Genomic DNA, 18503 nt, shown 5'->3' on the forward strand with positions numbered 1-18503 from the left:
GCGTGATTTTTGGTTGTTTTTATAGTTGATTAACTTTTTGTGGGGTTACAAATGTGGTGGCTTAATTGAACTTAGTTAGTATAATTTGGTCGTGGGGGGGGTATTTGGTATCCCCAAAACCCCCCACTTTCGCCCGAGGCGAGCAAACGCCTGATAGCGATATTGACTTGCGCCTAGTCTGCGGCAACACCATGACGTTCGGCGCGCTTTACGAACTCTCCCATGAGCTCGAGAAGGAACTTGGGCGAAAAGTTGATATCGTCACCAACCCACCAGAGCACATGCGCCCGCCCTTCCGCAAAAGCATCGAGCAGGATGAGGTCGCCGAGCACAATATCCTCGGCATTGGCGCTCGCAAAAACCTTACACTGCAGCATCGAAGACCTTGTCTGGCAACCGATCGCCATAGAGTACGATTCGAAACCCTGTTCATCCGTAATCTAAATACTAAGATTATTGTTGTTTATCCTTCCTTTCAGTACGTATTTAAATGGGTCTATAATACGTATTAGAGACCCATTTTGAAGGAGGTTGCTATGGTTACCGTAATAGACAAGAAACTCGTTTTCGGACGCGAACAGGTGCTGACTTCGACGCAGGCAAGCAAAAATTTTGGCGAAGCGAGACGTCGCGCTCGAAGGGAGCCGCAATTTGTCTCAGACAGGAACGATGGCATCGATACTGTTATCGTCAGCTTCGACGAGTTCGAAGCGATGGCGGTTGAACTCGAACAGCTCAGAGAGGAGCGCCTGCACGCCATAGCCGCTGCAAGGCTCGCGCAGGGCGACGCTGATTCGAATCGCAAGGGCATCCCGTTCTCCTATACCGTGGGACGTGAGAGGTTCGAGACCATGCTAGAAGCCGAGGCGACCGATCCCATTTCCGACGAGGAGCTATTCGAGTGAGCGTGGCTACGTTTAAAGTTGAGTTTTACGACAAGACTGCCGAGAAAGAGTATCTGTCACTCGATAGCTCGGTCCGCGCTATGGTGAACAAAGGTATTGCGCGTCTTGCACTTCGAGCCGATAAAATTGGTAAGCCACTTTCGGGTCTTCTTGCAGGTTGTAGGGAACTTAAGTTTCGCACTGATGGCATTCGCGTAATTTATCGCATCCTCGATGGGCACGTCGAAGTAGTTCAAATCATCGCAATAGGTGCAAGGGACAAGGGCAAGGTATTCGACCTGGCATCTAGACGCCTGGACAGCGATGATTGATTGCCTCAAGAAAAATCTATTTAGATTGCATGGTCAAAATGCTCGGGTTAAACGCTCGGATTCAGACAACCAGTACTACGTCTGGATCCAAGACCTCGTATCCGGAAACCGCTCTCGCGCCGATCTCGCGGAAGAGCTTAGGCGCAATTGCGTTGTGTGTCTCGACTGCGCTTCGCCTGTATAGAATCAAACCTTCCGCACGCTGGTTACTGAATGGATTGGACGCCGCATGGAACTCCCTAGCACCCTGTGCAGCAATGCCTACGACTTTGCGTTTTGTCCCGAGCCCTGCTACGACCGCCTGGTTGACCTCGCCGATCCCGAGGACTGGGGTCCCAGTAACCGCATCCTCAAAAACTACCTGTCGTTTTCTTTTAGCCGCGCGGTGTTTTTTACCGAGCGCGACGCCGACCAGACCGCGCCGCAGCTAGCTACACGCTCGCGGTGCCGCAGTTCTATGGTGGCCGAATCCAGCTGGTCCTGCCGCTGTGCCTGACCGGCGACAAGCCCGAGCTGGCGTTGACCATCCAGTGCGAGGACGGCTTTTACGCCGCGCGCACCTGCCTCAGACTCGACATGGCATACAACAACGCGCGACTCATTTGCCGCCCCGAGACCTTGTGGATCAAGCGATAAAGGGTGGTTTAGCTGCGGGTTTGCCGGTTTCTTTGGTTGCTTTGGCTTGGCTAGCACCCACGAATTTAAAATCGGGGGCAAAAAGTTCTTGGTAAACCACGCGCGGCTATGATAGTATCTCTTTTGCCGAAAGGCGACGGGCGATTGGCTCAGGGGTAGAGCATATCCTTCACACGGATGGGGTCACAAGTTCGAATCTTGTATCGCCCACCATCAAAAGCACAGGTCAGAGGTATTAAGCCTCTGGCCTTTTTCTTTTTGACACCAAGGGTGACACCAAAACTGACACCAAAAATAAATCGTAGTCGTCTAAGGCGTCATTTTATATCGCGCCCTATTTACCGACGCCATTGCATGTTTTGTATATAACGCATGCGTACTTTCATTGAATTCCCCATCTGATTCGAGCGCAAATGTGGAGACAGGGACCACACGCCCAGAGCTCCTTCCAGCGGATTTCTATCACACGAGGGATCTTCGGCAGAACTCGTCAAGCTATTGGTTTGCTTCCGGTACTTACCCTCATGATGGCCCAGTAGATAATCGGACATGCCCGTGATCCGCACGGCCCGCGGCCGAAACCAGGGGAGGCGCAAATGGACGAAATCGTCTGCGCAAACACCGCATTTCGCTACTGGCGCTGCCCGCCGCAGGTGCGCGATCTCTACCCGCGCCTACCCAACTCCGAAGACGGCTGGCGAGCTCTATCCCAATCGCCCTTTGTAACCGACGTCCTCAAGACCCCGATTATCGCTGTAGCTTCGCCAGGTTGTTGCAATCACCACTCGGGATTGCGCTCCACTATTCGCTGGGAAGGGGCATCGGAAGCCAGCGCAACAATCGACACTCATTTAGGCTTTAGTGTCACCAATCCGCTTAACACGTTATTTACTATGACACGCTTTGTGTCTCAAATAGATCTCGTGCTGGCTATGTACGAACTTTGCGGCTGGTTTTCTGTTTTCGAGCCAACTCCCGCTGCCGAAATGCAGCTAAAAATGGCAGAAGAGGAGAATCGCAATTCCAGCACACAGGATCTGTTCGAACTTGGAGAAGGCGAAGACGAGGTTCCTTGGAAACGAGTTTATGCCCACGCAACCGTAAAGGACCCAGTTAATGAAGGCAAAACGAGCAAGCGTGAGGATGGAAGAGAGGTTACGAAACTCAAAGGTACTTCTCTTTGGATGAGAAAGCCGCTTATCGAACTGAGCGACCTGCATCGATTCGCCGATAAGGTCAAAAGTCAAATGTGGGGAAAGCAGTTTTATGATGCCGCTCAACAGGTTATCGGCATTGCTGCATCTCCACTCGAGGTCGCGGGGGCCCTGCTCCTAAGTCGTTCTCGACGTCTAGGTGGTTCAGGTTTCAGATACGTATACCTCAACGATTTAACCCCTCTATCCGAGGCAGCCCAAAGCATCGCAGGTCAAAAGGTCTGCTACGGCGACATCGTAATTGTGAACCCAATGCTAATGAAGGCAGTAATTATCGAGATTCAAGGTGAAGTCATCCATGGATCAGGCGCGGTACTTGACCACGATGCGGAACGTATGACTGCGCTCCAGAGCATGGGTTTCGACGTGTTCCTGGTAACCCACGATATGCTTAACGACAAAAAGCAGCTAGACACCATAGTCAAAAGCGTCTGCAGTCGTTTGGGGATTCGATATAAAGCCAAATCCGAGGCGATGAAGCGCGCCGAGACGCGACTGCGAGCAAATGTTTTGTGCAACTGGTTGGAAATCGGGAATTAGCCGGCAACGAGATACTAGAACAACCTTGTTTGACTGCCAGTGAACTGGTGCCATTTCAAAACCATGCCGGATTACGGGGCTGGACCCGGACCGGCCGTCCATACCCTGCATTTCACGAAATTCGCAAGTCGTCTACCTGCGGTTTTGATTTTACCGATTACGGCATGCCCGAGGGTTCCCGGCCTGGCCCCGTAAACCGGCATGGTTTTGAGATCGCCGGGTGGGCGGGGGCGCGATTGGTCCCGATAATGGGCCTGGTGCCGGCGGGATGGCCGTTGGGCGGATGGCGGCCCGCGCCGCGGAAGCGAAAAAACGGCGGCCGGCGGGACTCGAGATGTCCCAAGGGCGCCGGAGAGGGGGCGGCGGCGTGGCCGCCGCCCGCGGGGCGCGCCCCCGCGGGCCGGATCGGGCACCGCGGGCCCCTCGCTCCCGAGCCCGTACCGCATCCCCGGCCCCGACGCCGAAAGATTTTTCCGAAATTGTCCTTGCATCGGCGGGGGAGTTCCCGTATAGTACTTCTTCGCACGGGGGCGTAGCTCAGCTGGGAGAGCGCTTGACTGGCAGTCAAGAGGTCAGGGGTTCGATCCCCCTCGTCTCCACCCGAGCATTGAATGAGGCTCCAACGCAAGTTGGGGCCTTTTTTCATATCAATCGTCCTGCAGTTTATCTTTACTTAGTGGCTGTTGAAGTAAATCCATCCTAAATTGCAAATATGAATGAAATTAACGCCCTACGCCATTGCAGGCCAAAATAAGGCGTCAACGCAATGTAAAGAGGCCAGGCGTGTTGCCCGGCCTCGAAATACTCTGGTGGGCCCTCCGGGATTCGAACCCAGAACCCAGGGATTATGAGTCCCCTGCGCTAACCGTTGCGCCAAGAGCCCTTATGTACTGTGATAATAATTTCAACAATGGAAATTCATTTCCCATCGGGTTAAATCACGATTTGAAATACTACCATGCACAAGCATGTCGCACAACGCACGATCAAGCCATGTTTTTAACACCCGGTATTCCCTGACAATCAAGATGCATCACAAGAAATATCACTGGATGGGAATTGTTCAAGCCATTATCCCAAGACTGCAAATAGAGTTAACCATCGGCGAACTGGTGCCATTTCAAAACCATGCCGGATTACGGGGCTGGACCCGGACCGGCCGTCCATACCCTGCATTTCACGAAATTCGCAAGTCGTCTACCTGCGGTTTTGATTTTACCGATTACGGCATGCCCGAGGGTTCCCGGCCTGGCCCCGTAAACCGGCATGGTTTTGAGATCGCCGGGTGGGCGGGGGCGCGATTGGTCCCGATAATGGGCCTGGTGCCGGCGGGATGGCCGTTGGGCGGATGGCGGCCCGCGCCGCGGAAGCGAAAAAACGGCGGCCGGCGGGACTCGAGATGTCCCAAGGGCGCCGGAGAGGGGGCGGCGGCGTGGCCGCCGCCCGCGGGGCGCGCCCCCGCGGGCCGGATCGGGCACCGCGGGCCCCTCGCTCCCGAGCCCGTACCGCATCCCCGGCCCCGACGCCGAAAGATTTTTCCGAAATTGTCCTTGCATCGGCGGGGGAGTTCCCGTATAGTACTTCTTCGCACGGGGGCGTAGCTCAGCTGGGAGAGCGCTTGACTGGCAGTCAAGAGGTCAGGGGTTCGATCCCCCTCGTCTCCACCCGAGCATTGAATGAGGCTCCAACGCAAGTTGGGGCCTTTTTTCATATAGGCACACAAGGTTAAAGGCGGCACCATGATCCTCCTGGTCGACAAGATCGAAAAAAGCTTCGGCGCGCGCGTCCTCTTTAGCGGCGCGTCCTTTCAGATCAACCCCGGCGAACGCTTTGCGCTCGTGGGACCCAACGGCGCCGGCAAAACCACCATGCTCAAAATCATCATGGGTATCGACAGCCCCGACGCCGGCCAGGTCCAGTACTCCAAGGACTGTCAGGTGGGCTACCTCGAGCAGGAAACCAACCTAGAGCACAAGGACACGACCATCCTCGCCGAGGTCATGGCCGCCGCCAAGGAAATCCGCCGCATGGGCGAGCGCGCCAACGAGCTGCAGGCCCAGATCACCGAGCTCTCTGAGCAGGGCAAGGACGTCGACGCGCTCCTTAACGAGTACGGCCAGGTCCAGGACCGCTTTGAGCACTTGGGCGGCTACGAGCTCGAAAGCAATGCCCGTAAGATCCTGTCCGGTCTGGGCTTTAAGGTCACCGACTTTGAGCGCCCGTGTTCCGAGTTCTCGGGCGGCTGGCAGATGCGCATCGCGCTGGCCAAGCTCTTCCTGCGCCATCCCGACCTGCTACTTCTGGACGAGCCCACCAACCACCTGGACCTCGAAAGCGTCCAGTGGTTGCGCGGCTTTATCGCCAACTACGACGGCGCCGTGCTCATCGTCAGCCACGACCGCGCCTTTATGGACGCCTGCGTCGACCACGTCGCCGCGCTCGAGAACCGCCGCGTGACCACCTACACCGGCAATTACAGCAGCTACCTCAAGCAGCGCGAGGACAACCTGGAACAGATGCGCGCCAAACGTGCCGCCCAGGAGCGCGACATCGCCCACATGCAGGTCTTCGTCGACAAGTTCCGCTACAAGCCCACCAAGGCCGCCCAGGCGCAGGAACGCATCCGCAAGATCGAGCAAATCAAAAAGGAGCTCGTCATCCTGCCCGAAGGCCATAAGCACATCGACTTTAAGTTCCCCGACCCGCCGCGCTCGGGCGACATGGTCGTGGGCCTGGAGGGCGTGTCCAAGTCCTACGGCAACAAGCACATCTATAGCGATATCGACCTCAAGCTCTATCGCGGCGAGCATGTGGCGCTCGTCGGCCCCAACGGCGCCGGCAAGTCCACCCTCATGAAGATCATCGCCGGCCTGGAGCCGCCCACCACCGGCGCGCGCGACCTGGGCACCAACGTGGGCGTGGCTTATTACGCCCAGCACGCGCTCGAAGGCATGACCGAGTCCAATACCGTCCTGCAAGAAATCGACACCGTCACGCCCAAGTGGACCGTGCCGCAGCAGCGCAGCCTACTGGGCGCCTTCCTGTTTAGCGACAACGATTCTATCGAAAAGCAGGTTCGCGTTCTTTCCGGCGGCGAAAAGGCGCGTCTGGCCCTGGCTAAGATGCTCGTGGCCCCCGAGGCACTTTTGTGCCTGGACGAGCCCACCAACCACTTGGACATCGACTCGGTGGACATGCTCGAGAACGCCCTGCAAAACTTCCCCGGCACCATCGTGCTGATTAGCCACGACGAGCACTTGGTGCGAGCCGTGGCCAACCGCGTGATCGATATCCGCGATGGCAAGGTCACGGTCTATGACGGCGACTACGACTACTACCTCTACAAGCGCGAGGATCTCGCGGCCCGCGCCGCCGCCGAGGCGGCAGGGGAGAGCACGCCTTCCACGACCAAGCCCACCAAAGCCAGCGCCGCCCAGGCCGATACCCCCGCTGCGGCCCCCAAGCCGGCCGAGGGCAAAAAGACCAAGGAGCAAAAGCGTGCCGAGGCCCAGGCCCGCGCCGCGCTCAACAAAAAGCTCAGGGGCGTGCGCAACCAGCTCAAGAAGATCGAGGCAGAGCTCGACAAAAAGCGCGCCCGCTATGACGAGCTTATGGAATTGATGGCGAGCGAAGAGCTTTATGCCGATCAGGATAAGTTCAACGCCGCGCTGGGGGAATATAACGGCCTTAAGCAAGAGCTGCCCAAGCTCGAGGACGAATGGCTCGAGCTTTCCACCCAAATCGAAGAGGAGACCGCGCGTGAACTCTCGTAAGGCCGCTGCCGTGGCGATGAGCATCATCGCCATCGCTTGTCGCATCTGCGGCATCTTTATGAGCGCGATGACTGTGCTGCTGTGCTTTAGCGGCCTCACCGCCAAGCTGCAGATTGTGGGCTTTGTCGTTGAGCTTTCGCGCGCGCTGCCGAGCGCCATCGCCGGCTACGGCGTCATCACATCGCCCTTTGGCGGTGTGTTTCGCCTGGATTACGCCATCGTGGCCGTCATCCTGTTTGTGGCCGACTACCTGCTCACGCGCGCCTCGCGCCGCGTCCGCTAGGGGAGTGCCATGTCCAGTAGCTACCTCATGAACCTGCTTGCCAGCGCCGTCGCCGTCATCGTGGGCATCGTGATCCACGAGAGCGCACACGCCGCCGCAGCCTGGGCGCTTGGCGACAAGACGGCCCGTTCGCGCGGCCGCGTCTCGCTCAACCCGCTCAACCATATCGACCCGTTTGGCACCATCATCCTACCGCTGCTCATGCTCGCCGCCGGCGGCCCGGTGTTCGCCTTCGCTAAGCCCGTGCCGGTCTACCTCAACAACCTCAAGCACCCCAAGCGCGACGAGGTCTTGGTGAGCGCGGCAGGCCCCGCCTCGAACATCGCACTGGCATGCCTTGCGGCCGCCATCATGCACGCAGCATATGGCAACCTCTACACCAGCATGTCCTTTGCCGTAGCGTCCCAAATCATGAACTTTGGCGCTACGTTTATCGTGGTCAACCTGTCGCTCGCGTTCTTTAACCTCATCCCGATCCCGCCGCTCGACGGCTCGTCTATCATCGTGCCGTTCCTCAAAGGCAAGGCGCTCACCAATTACTACCAACTGCAGCAATACGCCATGCCGATTCTTATCATCGTGCTGTATCTGCTGCCCATGTGGACCGGCATCGATGTGATCGGCCGGTATTTCGACGTTACCGTGTATCCGCTGGCGGAGCAGCTGCTTAACTTCGCAATCGCCGGCATCTAAGGTAAACTTACAGGTCGACCGTGCAAAATGGTCGCAACATGCACCCAAACCGCGCCGCGAAGGCGCCGTCAAAGGAGGTCGAAGATGTCGTATCGCGTGTCGACGCAGGTCTACAGCGGACCGTTCGACCTGCTGCTGCAGCTGGTAACCCGCCAAAAAGTTGATATCGGCGCCATCTCTATCAGCGAGGTGGCCGAGCAGTACCTGGCCGAGGTCGAGCGTATTGAGGCGCTGGACCTGGACGTGGCGAGCGACTTTTTACTGGTCGCGGCAACCCTTTTGGACATCAAGGCCGCCTCGCTGGTGCCGCAGGAGGCCCCGCGTAAAGCCGACGACGATGACGAGATTGACGAAGACCTCGAAGAGCTCAGCGCGCTCGACGGCGACGCCCTGCGCGAGGTCCTGATTCAGCGCCTGATCGCCTACAAGCAGTTTAAGGGTGCGGCGGCGGCTCTTGGCGCGCGCATGCAGGCCGAAAGCCGCATGCATCCGCGTGTGGCCGGTCCCGACCCCGAGTTTTTGGGCCTCATGCCCGACTACCTGGCCGGCATTACCCTGCGCGGCCTCGCCGTCATCTGCGCCGACCTTGACGGCAAGCGCCAGACCTTCCTGCTGGAGGCCGAGCACGTGGCGCCGCATCGCGTACCGCTCGACCTGACGGTGGCCTCGGTCGACCGCTTTACCATGGCGCACCAAACTTGCACCTTCCGCGAGCTGTTGGACGGCGACGCCACCACCGAGCAGCTCGTCGTCACCTTCCTGGCCATGCTCGAACTCGCCAAGCGAGGCTCGCTCACCCTGAGCCAGGACGAGATCTTTGGAACCATCCGTATCAACCGCGTCGAGGGCGCCGAGGCCTACGTTCCCGGCGAGGGCCCCGAGCTCACCGAATAGGAGCGGCAACCATGTCAACCCTTTCCACGCTAGAGGCAAACAGCCTCAAAGGCGCCTTGGAGGCGCTCCTGCTGGTTTCGAGCGACCCCGTCAGCGCGCCCGCGCTGGCAGATGCGCTGGATATCGCCCCGGGCGAGTGTGCGTCGCTTTTGGCCGAGCTCAAAGTTGAGTACGAGGAGGCCAACCGCGGCTTTCAGCTGCGCGAGGTCGCCGGCGGCTGGCGCCTGTTCACGCATCCTGCCTACCACGACGTGGTCGAAGCTTATGTGCTGAGCTGGGATACGCAAAAACTGTCGCAGGCGGCACTCGAGACTCTTGCTGTGATCGCCTACCACCAGCCCGTCACGCGCGAGGTGGTCAAGGGCATCCGCGGCGTCAACTCCGACGGCGTCATCGCGTCGCTCGTTGACAAGGGTCTGGTGCGCGAGCTCGGTCGCGACCCCCAGCGCGGTCAGGCCATCATTTACGGCACGACCAACGCCTTTTTGGAGAAGTTCGGTCTGCGCTCCACCCGCGACCTGCCCGATCTGGAGCAGTTTGCCCCCGACGAGCAGTCGCGCCAGTTTATCCGCGAGCGCCTGAGCGGCCGCAGCATTCAATCTACGCTCGAGGAGCAGGTCGAGGACCTGGACGAAGAGCGCGAGCTGCTCGATACCGATGTTGAGGATGTTGAGGCAGTCGGTGGCGAGGAAGCACTTGCCACCGACGACGCTGCGGAGGATACGCATGACGAGGACTAGCGAAGCAGGGGAGACGCGTACCGCTGGCGCCACGGGCGCGCCCGCGATCGACCCCCAGCCCGTCTACCCACACACCATGCGCCTGCAGCGCTTTTTGGCGCGCGCGGGTGTTGCGAGCCGCCGCGGCTCGGAGGACCTGATGACCGCCGGCCGCGTGACTGTCAACGGCCAAGTCGCGACCGAGCTGGGTACCAAGGTCGATGTGGACCGCGACCATATCGAGGTTGACGGTATGCCCGTCAAGCTCAACCAGGGCGCCGTGTACCTGATGCTCTACAAGCCGACCGGCTACCTCACCACCATGAGCGATCCGCAGGAGCGCCCTTGTGTGGCCGACCTGGTCCCGCGCGACCGCTTTCCGGGGCTCTTCCCGGTGGGCCGCCTGGACCGCGACACCACAGGCCTTTTGCTCTTTACCACCGACGGCGACCTGTCGCAGGACCTGCTGCACCCCAGCAAGCACGTCTACAAGACCTACCAGGCGCTCGTGGACGGCCACCTGACCGATCGCGACTTGGAACCGCTGCGCCGCGGCATCGAGCTCGACGACGGCCTGTGCCAGCCGGCGATCTGCCGCGTCATTACCGCGCGCGAGGCCGAGGCGGTGGCTCCGCAGGGTGTGAAGCCCGGCACAACCGCCGTGGAGGTCATCATCCGCGAGGGGCGCAAGAACCAGGTCAAGCGCATGCTGAGCAAGATCCACCATCCGGTGATCCGCCTGCACCGCTGCAACTTTGCCGGCCTGGAGCTCAAGGACGTGGCCAAGGGCTCGTGGCGCGAGCTCACCGACCGCGAGGTGCAGATCCTTAAGGCTGGCGGCATCCCGCCCAAGCAGGCCAGCTCCAAGCGCGGCGCTGCGCCGGCGACCAACACTGCGACCCGCACGCGCCACCACGGCAGCCACGGATCCGCCCCCAAGCGCAACACCTACCGCGAGCGCTACACGGGCTAGCCAGTCCGCCAAGCCGCAGCGCCCGCGTCCCATACCAGCACGTCAACCACCGAAAGGAAGCATTGCATGATCGTCGCCATCGACGGCCCCGCCGGTTCCGGCAAGTCCACCATCGCCAAGGAGATCGCCCGCCAGCTGGGCTTTAACAAGCTCGACACGGGCGCCATGTATCGCGCCGTCACCTTCGCCGCGCTCGACCGCGGCATCGATTTGGACGACGAGGCTGCCATCGACGCCCTCGCCGAACAGATCGAGATCCGCTTTACCAACGGCACCGGCGAGGACACGCGCCTGACCATCGACGGCGCGGACGCCTCGGCTGCCATTCGCACCCCGCAGGTGGACGCCAACGTCTCCAAGGTCTCGGCCTACCCGGGCGTACGCGCGGCCATGCTCATCCATCAGCGTCGCGCCGCCGAGGACCGCGACATCGTGGCCGAGGGTCGCGACATCGGCACCGTCGTGTTCCCCAACGCGCAGGTCAAGGTGTTCCTTACCGCCGACCCGCGCGAGCGCGCCCGTCGCCGCGTGCTGCAGCGCCACCAAAACGACACCCAGCCGCCCACCAAAGAGCAGCTCGAGGCCGAGGTCGACGAGACCCTCGACGCCCTCAAGCAGCGCGACAAGCTCGACAGCAGCCGTGAGGTCGCGCCGCTCGTGCCCGCCGAGGACGCGGTGCACGTCGACTCCACCGCACATACCATCGACGAGGTCGTCTCGATAATCGAGGACCTCATCAACCAAAGGAGGTAGCTCATGCGCCTGTTTAAGCAGACGCCCGAGGATTACTACAACGCGCCTTATGCCGAGTTCCCCGTGCTCATCCGCGGCACCGTCTTCGTGGTCATGGGCATCCTGTGGGTCTTCTCCAAGCTCATGTGGCGCTGGAAGATAGAGGACAGCGACCTGCTGTTTGAGCGCCAGGAAGGCCGCGGCAGCGTGGTCATCTGCAACCACACCTCGATGGCCGAGCTCCTGGCTGTAGAGACGGCGCTGTTTTTTGGCGGCCGCCGCATTCGCCCCATCTTTAAGTCCGAGTTTGCCAAGAGCAAGATCGTGCGCTGGGCCTTTAGCCGCGTGGGCGGTATTCCCGTCGAGCGTGGCACCGCCGACATGAAGTGCCTGCGTGCCGCCCAGCATGCGCTGCAGCGCGGCGAGGACGTCCTGATCTTCCCCGAGGGCACGCGCATCCGCTCGCGCGAGATCAAGCCCGAGGTCCACGGCGGCTTTGCGCTTATCGCCCAGATGGGCAAGGCGCCCGTCAACCCGCTTGCCATCTGCGGCTGGTCCGATATCACGCCTGCGGGCAAAAAGCTCATGCGCCCCAAAAAGTGCTGGATCCGTGCCGGCAAGGCCATCTCGCTATCCGATGCACCGGCTGAGCTCAAGCGCAAGGAGCGCCTGGCATGGTTTGAGTCCGAGGCCATGAGCCGCGTCTACGCCATGCGCGACGACCTGTGTGCCGAGCACCCTGGCAGGTTCTAGCCATGGGCGAGAACGTCATGAATACCACCGCGACCGCCGCTGAGGAGGTCGTCCCCACCATCGAAATCGCAGCGCATGCCGGTACCTGCTACGGCGTGCAGCGTGCACTCGACATGGCGCTGGCCGCCGCGCCGCAGGCAGGGGAGAGCGCTCAGGTCCACACGCTGGGCCCGCTCATCCATAACCCCATCGTGGTGCGCGAGCTCGCCGAGGCAGGCGTCGGTCTGGCAGACACCTTGGACGACGCCGCATCGGGCACCGTGGTCATTCGCGCGCACGGCGTGGTGCCGCAGGTAATCGAGGCTGCTCGCGCGCGCGGCCTTACCGTGGTCGATGCCACCTGCCCCTACGTCAAGAAGGTCCACGTGGCGGCCGAGCGCCTGGTGCGCGAGGGCTACCGTGTGCTCGTCGTAGGCGAGCCGGGCCACCCCGAGGTTGAGGGCATCCTGGGCCACGCCGGCGATGACGCGCAGGTCGTGAGTTGCGCCGCCGATGCAGACGCGCTGCCGCTCAAGGGCAAGGTGGGCCTGGTCGTGCAGACCACCCAAACCGCGCAGAACTTGGCCGAGGTCGTGGCCTCCATCACTCCGCGTGCGCAGGAACTACGCGTGATCAACACCATCTGCGCTGCCACGAGCGAGCGACAGCAGGCGGCCGCAACCCTTGCCAACCGCTGCGACTGCATGGTCGTCGTGGGCGGCAAAAATTCGGGCAATACGCGCCGCTTGGCGCAGATTTGTGCCGATGTCTGCGAGCACACCCATCACATCGAGGAAGCTTCCGAGCTTGAGGCCGCATGGTTTGCCAACGCGCGCCGCATCGGCATCACCGCCGGAGCCTCAACTCCGCAAGAACACATCGAACGCGCCGTTGCGCGCATCAAGGAGCTTTGTCGCTAATCATGGACCAGACCGTACCCGCATACGCCGCCGAGGTGGCCGATTACGGGCGCAGCCGCGACCCCGAGCCGGGTGAGGGCGCGCTCGTAAAGAACGTGCGTCCCGAGTCGCCCGCATGGGATGTGGGTATCGAGCCGGGCATGCGCGTGCTCACGGTCAACGGCGAGCAGCTGACCGATATGATAGTGTGGCTCTGGGAGGCCGACGAGGACACCGTCGAACTTGAGGTTCTCGACCCGCGCGACAACACCGTCACCCCCGTCGAGCTCGATCGCTTTCCCGGCGAGGACTGGGGCCTTGAGTTCGATGGCCCCATCTTTGACGGCATGCGTACCTGTGTGAACGCCTGCGTGTTCTGCTTTATGACCATGCTGCCCAAGGGCGGCCGCTCCACGCTCTACATTCGTGACGACGATTATCGCCTGAGCTTTTTACAGGGCAACTTTGTCACGCTGACCAATCTTTCCGACGAGGACGTGCAAAACGTTATCGACCGCAATATGAGTCCCATGAACGTGTCGGTCCATGCCGTAAGCCCCGACGTCCGCCGCCGCATGATGGGCCGCAACGCCCAGCGCGGCATGGACGTGCTCGAGACCATCATGGCCGCCGGCATCGAGATTCACGCACAGATTGTGCTGTGTCCCGGCATGAACGACGGCGAGGAGCTGCAAAAGACCCTACGCTTTTGCGAGGAACACGAACAGATCACGAGTCTGGGCATTGTGCCGCTGGGCTTTACCAAGCATCAAAACCGTTTTAGCTGGTCCTACAGCGACAAGCCCGAGCTCGCGCGCGAAACCATTGCCATGATCCGTCCCTTCCAGGATCGTGCCTACAAGCGCTTTGGCCGCCACACCTTCCAGATGAGCGACGAGTTCTATCTGGACGCCGGCATCGAGCCACCCCAGGCCGATTTCTACGACGGCTACCCGCAGTATTACGACGGCATCGGTATGATCCGCTCGTATCTGGACGAGACCGACGACGTGCTTGCCGCCGATGCCGAGCGTCTGGCCCGCGTCCGCGAGGCAATCGCCGGGCGCAACCAGCGCCTCCTGTGCCTCTCCGGCGCCAGCGCGCGCGACACCGTGGCGCGCTTTGTGGAGTCGCCACGGGGCCTTGCCGGCACCGTCACCGCTATCGAAAACCGTTACTTTGGCGGCAACGTGGACGTGACCGGCCTCATCGTCGCCTGCGACATTCTGGAGCAGCTGCCGCAGGACCTCTCGGGGGTTATGCTCTTTGTGCCTAAGCTCATGTTCAACGCTGACGGCATGACGCTTGACGAGTATCATCGTGACGATTTACTCGCAAGCCTTGAAGCTCGCGGCGCCGAGGTTCATGTGGTGTCGACCATGCCGCATGAGCTGCTCGATACCCTGGAGCATATCCTTGGCATTGTGCCCGCAGACTCTAACATTTCCACTGACCCTACCCATTAAAGGAGTGCAGATGAAACCTATCGTCGCCGTCGTCGGACGCCCCAACGTGGGCAAGTCCACGCTCGTTAACCGCCTGGCCCAGACCTCGGACGCCATCGTCCATGAGTCCCGCGGCGTAACGCGCGACCGCTCCTACCACACGGCCGATTGGAACGGCCGCGAGTTCACCATCGTCGACACGGGTGGCATCGAGCCGCTCAAGAGCGATGACGTCTTTGCCACGTCCATCCGCGACCAGGCCCTCGCCGCCGCCGAAGAAGCCGCCGTCATCCTGTTTGTGGTCGACGGTCGCACCGGCGTCACCGAGGAGGATGAGTCGGTCGCCCGCATGCTCAAGCGCTGCGACAAGCCGGTCTTTCTGCTGGTGAACAAGCTCGACAACCCCGATCGCGAAAACGACAGCATCTGGGAGTTTTATTCGCTCGGCATCGGCGAGCCAACGCCGCTCTCGGCCCTGCACGGCCACGGCACGGGCGACCTGCTCGACGACATCGTTGCCCTGTTACCCGAGGAGGAGGACGAGGTCGCCGACGAGTTCCCCGACGCGCTGAACGTCGCCATCATCGGCCGCCCCAATGCCGGTAAGTCCTCGCTGTTCAACCGTATCCTGGGCGCCGACCGCTCTATCGTGTCCAACATCGCCGGCACCACGCGCGACGCCATCGACACCGTCGTGGAGCGCAACGGCAAGCACTACCGCATGGTCGACACCGCGGGCATTCGCAAGAAGAGCACCGTGTACGAGAACATCGAGTACTACTCCATGGTCCGCGGCCTGCGTGCCATCGACCGTGCTGACGTGGCACTGCTCGTCGTCGACGCCTCCGTGGGCGTTACCGAGCAAGACCAGAAGGTCATGGGCTTGGCCATCGAACGCGGCTGCGCCATCGTCGTTCTGCTCAACAAGTGGGACCTGCTCGACGACGACCGCAAGCGCGAGGCCTGCATGGAGACCGTCGACCGCCGTCTGGGCGTCATGGCTCCCTGGGCCCAGTACCTGCGTATCTCGGCCCTGACCGGCCGTGGCGTCGAGAAGATCTGGGCGATGGTCGACGCCGCCGAGAAGACGCGCTCGCAAAAGATCACCACCTCGCGCCTCAACACCTTCCTCACCGACCTGCGCGAGTTTGGCCACACCGTGGTGGACGGCAAGCGTCGCCTGCGCATGCACTACGTGACCCAGACGGGCGTTAACCCGCCGACGTTTACGTTCTTCGTCAACCACAGCGACCTGGTCAACGACACCTACCAGCGCTATGTGGAGAACCGCATGCGCTCTACCTTCGATTTTTCCGGCACGCCCATTCGACTCTTCTTTAGGAAGAAGGAGCAAAAGGATGCATAATCCGATTCTGCTGACCGCCATCTGCGCCGTGGTCTCGTTCTTTATCGGAGCGATTCCGTTTGGCCTGATCCTGGGCCGCGTGTTCAACCACACGGATATTCGCAAGGCGGGCTCCGGCAACATCGGCACCACCAACGCCCTGCGCGTAGCCGGCCCCAAGGTCGCCGCGCTCACGCTGCTGCTCGACTGCTTGAAGGGCGCCATCTGCGTCCTTATCGCGCGTCCGCTCATCGCGAGCGTTGGCTATGGCTTCCCGGTGAGCATCATGGCTCCCGGTGCCGCCGGCGACTGGATGCTCGGCGTCATTTGCCTGGCTGCCGTGTGGGGCCACATATTCTCGCCCTACCTCAACTTCCGTGGCGGCAAGGGCATCGCCGTGGGGCTGGGCGTCATACTCGCCTGGTACTGGCCCATCGGACTTTCGCTGCTGGGCATGTTTATCGTGGCCGTCGCCATCACCAAGTATGTGTCGGTGGGCTCGCTTGCCGCGGCCATCGGTCTTCCCATCGCCGCCTGCGCGGTCTTTCCGTACAGCAGCCTGGGCCTCAAGTTTTGCATGGCGATGATCGGCATCACCGTGGTGTGGGCCCATCGCGCGAACATCAAAAAGCTCATGACGGGTAAGGAATCCAAGCTCTCGTTTACCAAGCGCGTCACCGAGCCCGACGATAAGTAGGAGAGAGTCATGAATGTTGCGCTGATTGGCTCCGGCTCCTGGGGAACCGCCGTCGCCGGCCTTGCCGCCGCGCGAGCCGAGCGCGTGACCATGTGGGCCCACAGCGAGCAGACGGCCGCCGGCATTAACGGCGAGCACCGCAACCCGCGCTATCTGGTGGACTACGTGCTGCCGGAAAACGTTGTCGCCACGACGGACCTGGCCCAGGCGCTCGACGGTGCCGACGCCATCATCTTTGCCGTGCCTTCGACGCACCTGCGTGGCGTCTGCCATCAGGCGGCACCCTTTATCGCCGCCGACACCCCCGTCTTGTGCCTTACCAAGGGTATTGAGCCCGAGTCCGGCATGCTCATGAGCGAGGTCATCGCCAGCGAGATCGGCAACGAGGCGCGTGTGGCGGCGCTCTCGGGCCCCAACCATGCCGAGGAGATATGCCGCGGCGGACTTTCCGCCGCCGTCATCGCCAGCAAAGACTCGCAGGTAGGGGAGACCTTTAAGGACCTGCTCCTATCCACGGCCTTCCGCATCTACCTGTCGCAGGACATGACCGGCGTCGAGGTTTGCGGCGCCATGAAAAACGTCATCGCCATCGTGTGCGGCATCTCCGCCGGTACCGGCGCGGGCGACAACACGCTCGCCCTTATCATGACGCGCGGCCTGGCAGAAATCAGCCGTCTGGTACACGCCCGCGGAGGCCAGGCCATGACCTGTATGGGTCTTGCCGGCATGGGCGACCTTATTGCCACCTGCACCTCCGAGCATTCGCGCAACCGCACCTTCGGCTGCGAGTTTGCCCACGGCGTATCGCTCGACGAGTACCAGGCGCGCACGCATATGGTGGTCGAGGGCGCCGTCGCCGCCCGCAGCGTGAGCGAGCTCGCCCGTTCGCTGGGCGTAGACATTCCGCTCACCTTTGCCGTGGAGCAAACGCTCTACAACGGTGTTACTTTGGATAGGGCGCTCGAGATCCTTACCGACCGCGTCCCCTCTCAAGAGTTCTACGGACTCACCGACTAGCGCAGAAAGGCTACTACCATGGGTTCCATCAAAATCGCTCCGTCCGTCCTCTCAGCTGACATGGCCAACCTCAAGGGCGAGCTCGACAAGATCGCCGGTGCCGACTACGTGCACTTCGACGTCATGGACGGTCACTTTACCGGCAACCTCACCTTTGGCGTCGAAATCCTCAAGGCCGTCAAGCGCTCCACCAAGGTGCCGGTCGACGCGCACCTGATGGTGTCGAACCCCGACGAGACCGTCGATTGGTATGCCGATGCCGGCGCCGATATGATCACCGTGCACTACGAGGCCTCCACGCACCTGCACCGCACGCTCACGCATCTGCAGCAGCGCGGTGTCAAGGCCGGCGTGGTGCTCAACCCCGCCACGCCCGTCTGCGTGCTCGAGAGCATCATCGAGGTCGTCGACATCGTGCTGCTCATGAGCGTGAACCCCGGCTTTGGCGGCCAGAGCTTTATCCCGGGCACGCTGCATAAGCTCCACGAGCTCAAGGCCATGTGCGAGCGCCACGGTGTGTCGCCCATGATCGAGGTCGACGGCGGCATCTCTTCCAAAAACATCGCCGAGGTCGTCAAGGCCGGCGCCAACGTACTCGTAGCCGGCTCCGCCGTATTTAAGTCCGAAGATCCAGCCGCCGAGGTTGCGCTGCTGCAGAAGCTGGGCAACGAGGCCGCACAGGAGGCATAAACCCT

20 protein-coding genes and 4 tRNA genes are annotated in these 18503 nt (G+C 61.2%); 23 read left to right on the forward strand and 1 reads right to left on the reverse strand.

The features are described 5' to 3' along the window. Window positions 1–167 precede the first annotated feature (167 nt). From ACTNBB_RS07000 to ACTNBB_RS07035, 8 genes are all read left to right on the forward strand, one after another. A complete protein-coding gene (locus ACTNBB_RS07000) occupies window positions 168–512 on the forward strand; it encodes a hypothetical protein (RefSeq protein WP_441057933.1) in 345 nt (114 codons plus the stop codon). Window positions 513–536: 24 nt separating this feature from the next. Beyond that, a complete protein-coding gene (locus ACTNBB_RS07005; RefSeq protein ID WP_441057936.1) occupies window positions 537–905 on the forward strand; it encodes a hypothetical protein in 369 nt (122 codons plus the stop codon). Window positions 906–907: 2 nt separating this feature from the next. Then, window positions 908–1216, forward strand: coding sequence for a type II toxin-antitoxin system RelE family toxin (locus ACTNBB_RS07010; protein WP_441057939.1), 309 nt, complete (start codon window positions 908–910; stop codon window positions 1214–1216). Between the two features lie 229 nt (window positions 1217–1445). Continuing rightward, a complete protein-coding gene (locus tag ACTNBB_RS07015) occupies window positions 1446–1712 on the forward strand; it encodes a hypothetical protein (RefSeq protein WP_441057942.1) in 267 nt (88 codons plus the stop codon). Next, a complete protein-coding gene (locus tag ACTNBB_RS07020) occupies window positions 1661–1852 on the forward strand; it encodes a DUF3825 domain-containing protein (protein ID WP_441057945.1) in 192 nt (63 codons plus the stop codon). The genes ACTNBB_RS07015 and ACTNBB_RS07020 overlap by 52 nt, the downstream gene beginning before the upstream one ends. Before the next feature lie 138 nt (window positions 1853–1990). Continuing rightward, window positions 1991–2065 (forward strand) — tRNA-Val (locus ACTNBB_RS07025). A 383-nt stretch (window positions 2066–2448) separates the two neighbouring features. Beyond that, window positions 2449–3606, forward strand: a complete 1158-nt coding sequence (locus ACTNBB_RS07030; RefSeq protein WP_441057948.1) for a hypothetical protein — start codon at window positions 2449–2451, stop codon at window positions 3604–3606. A gap of 526 nt (window positions 3607–4132) precedes the next feature. Then, a tRNA-Ala gene (locus ACTNBB_RS07035) sits at window positions 4133–4205 on the forward strand. 208 nt (window positions 4206–4413) lie between these two features. Here the strand turns inward: ACTNBB_RS07035 and ACTNBB_RS07040 are convergent. Beyond that, window positions 4414–4489, reverse strand: a tRNA-Ile gene (locus tag ACTNBB_RS07040). A gap of 708 nt (window positions 4490–5197) precedes the next feature. Here ACTNBB_RS07040 and ACTNBB_RS07045 point away from each other — a divergent pair. The 15 genes from ACTNBB_RS07045 (at window position 5198) to rpe (ending at window position 18498) form a co-directional block, all read left to right on the forward strand. Then, window positions 5198–5270 (forward strand) — tRNA-Ala (locus tag ACTNBB_RS07045). 75 nt (window positions 5271–5345) lie between these two features. Further along, a complete protein-coding gene (locus ACTNBB_RS07050) occupies window positions 5346–7379 on the forward strand; it encodes an ABC-F family ATP-binding cassette domain-containing protein (RefSeq protein WP_441057558.1) in 2034 nt (677 codons plus the stop codon). Next, a complete protein-coding gene (locus ACTNBB_RS07055; RefSeq protein ID WP_164473297.1) occupies window positions 7366–7662 on the forward strand; it encodes a hypothetical protein in 297 nt (98 codons plus the stop codon). Before ACTNBB_RS07050 ends, ACTNBB_RS07055 begins: the two co-directional genes overlap by 14 nt. 9 nt (window positions 7663–7671) lie before the next feature. Continuing rightward, on the forward strand, window positions 7672–8355 hold the full coding sequence (locus ACTNBB_RS07060) for a site-2 protease family protein (RefSeq protein WP_441057555.1): 684 nt from the start codon (window positions 7672–7674) through the stop codon (window positions 8353–8355). An 84-nt stretch (window positions 8356–8439) separates the two neighbouring features. Continuing rightward, window positions 8440–9249, forward strand: a complete 810-nt coding sequence (locus ACTNBB_RS07065; protein ID WP_427748056.1) for a segregation and condensation protein A — start codon at window positions 8440–8442, stop codon at window positions 9247–9249. 11 nt (window positions 9250–9260) lie between these two features. Next, window positions 9261–9989 (forward strand): SMC-Scp complex subunit ScpB, encoded by a 729-nt coding sequence (gene scpB / locus ACTNBB_RS07070; RefSeq protein ID WP_441057552.1) that lies wholly within the window; start codon window positions 9261–9263, stop codon window positions 9987–9989. After that, window positions 9976–10941, forward strand: a complete 966-nt coding sequence (locus tag ACTNBB_RS07075; RefSeq protein WP_441057549.1) for a pseudouridine synthase — start codon at window positions 9976–9978, stop codon at window positions 10939–10941. Before scpB ends, ACTNBB_RS07075 begins: the two co-directional genes overlap by 14 nt. A 66-nt stretch (window positions 10942–11007) precedes the next feature. Beyond that, a complete protein-coding gene (gene cmk / locus ACTNBB_RS07080) occupies window positions 11008–11694 on the forward strand; it encodes a (d)CMP kinase (RefSeq protein ID WP_441057546.1) in 687 nt (228 codons plus the stop codon). Between the two features lie 3 nt (window positions 11695–11697). After that, window positions 11698–12426: a lysophospholipid acyltransferase family protein gene (locus tag ACTNBB_RS07085; protein ID WP_441057543.1), complete on the forward strand. Its 729-nt coding sequence runs from the start codon at window positions 11698–11700 to the stop codon at window positions 12424–12426. A 2-nt stretch (window positions 12427–12428) separates the two neighbouring features. After that, window positions 12429–13325 carry a 4-hydroxy-3-methylbut-2-enyl diphosphate reductase gene (locus tag ACTNBB_RS07090; protein ID WP_441057540.1) on the forward strand — a complete coding sequence of 299 codons (897 nt, stop codon included), beginning with the start codon at window positions 12429–12431 and terminating at the stop codon, window positions 13323–13325. A 2-nt stretch (window positions 13326–13327) separates the two neighbouring features. Further along, window positions 13328–14770, forward strand: coding sequence for a DUF512 domain-containing protein (locus ACTNBB_RS07095; RefSeq protein ID WP_441057537.1), 1443 nt, complete (start codon window positions 13328–13330; stop codon window positions 14768–14770). A gap of 10 nt (window positions 14771–14780) precedes the next feature. Further along, window positions 14781–16115, forward strand: a complete 1335-nt coding sequence (gene der, locus ACTNBB_RS07100; RefSeq protein WP_154516463.1) for a ribosome biogenesis GTPase Der — start codon at window positions 14781–14783, stop codon at window positions 16113–16115. Beyond that, window positions 16108–16791, forward strand: a complete 684-nt coding sequence (gene plsY / locus ACTNBB_RS07105; protein ID WP_427748049.1) for a glycerol-3-phosphate 1-O-acyltransferase PlsY — start codon at window positions 16108–16110, stop codon at window positions 16789–16791. Before der ends, plsY begins: the two co-directional genes overlap by 8 nt. A 9-nt stretch (window positions 16792–16800) precedes the next feature. Beyond that, window positions 16801–17808 (forward strand): NAD(P)H-dependent glycerol-3-phosphate dehydrogenase, encoded by a 1008-nt coding sequence (locus ACTNBB_RS07110; RefSeq protein ID WP_441057534.1) that lies wholly within the window; start codon window positions 16801–16803, stop codon window positions 17806–17808. A gap of 18 nt (window positions 17809–17826) precedes the next feature. Next, window positions 17827–18498: a ribulose-phosphate 3-epimerase gene (gene rpe / locus ACTNBB_RS07115; RefSeq protein ID WP_441057531.1), complete on the forward strand. Its 672-nt coding sequence runs from the start codon at window positions 17827–17829 to the stop codon at window positions 18496–18498. The last annotated feature ends 5 nt before the right edge of the window (window positions 18499–18503 follow it).

Origin of the sequence: Collinsella sp. HCP28S3_B9 (genome assembly GCF_052066095.1) — a bacterium.
Lineage (GTDB): Bacteria > Actinomycetota > Coriobacteriia > Coriobacteriales > Coriobacteriaceae > Collinsella.

What these genes read in the sequence shown, in the direction of transcription:
- ACTNBB_RS07030 (WP_441057948.1), top strand. Translation starts at nt 2,449, where the DNA reads ATGGACGAAATCGTCTGCGCAAACACCGCATTTCGCTACTGGCGCTGC.
- plsY (WP_427748049.1), top strand. Translation starts at nt 16,108, where the DNA reads ATGCATAATCCGATTCTGCTGACCGCCATCTGCGCCGTGGTCTCGTTC.
- rpe (WP_441057531.1), top strand. Translation starts at nt 17,827, where the DNA reads ATGGGTTCCATCAAAATCGCTCCGTCCGTCCTCTCAGCTGACATGGCC.
- cmk (WP_441057546.1), top strand. Translation starts at nt 11,008, where the DNA reads ATGATCGTCGCCATCGACGGCCCCGCCGGTTCCGGCAAGTCCACCATC.
- der (WP_154516463.1), top strand. Translation starts at nt 14,781, where the DNA reads ATGAAACCTATCGTCGCCGTCGTCGGACGCCCCAACGTGGGCAAGTCC.
- ACTNBB_RS07095 (WP_441057537.1), top strand. Translation starts at nt 13,328, where the DNA reads ATGGACCAGACCGTACCCGCATACGCCGCCGAGGTGGCCGATTACGGG.
- scpB (WP_441057552.1), top strand. Translation starts at nt 9,261, where the DNA reads ATGTCAACCCTTTCCACGCTAGAGGCAAACAGCCTCAAAGGCGCCTTG.
- ACTNBB_RS07005 (WP_441057936.1), top strand. Translation starts at nt 537, where the DNA reads ATGGTTACCGTAATAGACAAGAAACTCGTTTTCGGACGCGAACAGGTG.
- ACTNBB_RS07075 (WP_441057549.1), top strand. Translation starts at nt 9,976, where the DNA reads ATGACGAGGACTAGCGAAGCAGGGGAGACGCGTACCGCTGGCGCCACG.
- ACTNBB_RS07110 (WP_441057534.1), top strand. Translation starts at nt 16,801, where the DNA reads ATGAATGTTGCGCTGATTGGCTCCGGCTCCTGGGGAACCGCCGTCGCC.
- ACTNBB_RS07015 (WP_441057942.1), top strand. Translation starts at nt 1,446, where the DNA reads ATGGAACTCCCTAGCACCCTGTGCAGCAATGCCTACGACTTTGCGTTT.
- ACTNBB_RS07090 (WP_441057540.1), top strand. Translation starts at nt 12,429, where the DNA reads ATGGGCGAGAACGTCATGAATACCACCGCGACCGCCGCTGAGGAGGTC.
- ACTNBB_RS07050 (WP_441057558.1), top strand. Translation starts at nt 5,346, where the DNA reads ATGATCCTCCTGGTCGACAAGATCGAAAAAAGCTTCGGCGCGCGCGTC.
- ACTNBB_RS07085 (WP_441057543.1), top strand. Translation starts at nt 11,698, where the DNA reads ATGCGCCTGTTTAAGCAGACGCCCGAGGATTACTACAACGCGCCTTAT.
- ACTNBB_RS07065 (WP_427748056.1), top strand. Translation starts at nt 8,440, where the DNA reads ATGTCGTATCGCGTGTCGACGCAGGTCTACAGCGGACCGTTCGACCTG.
- ACTNBB_RS07060 (WP_441057555.1), top strand. Translation starts at nt 7,672, where the DNA reads ATGTCCAGTAGCTACCTCATGAACCTGCTTGCCAGCGCCGTCGCCGTC.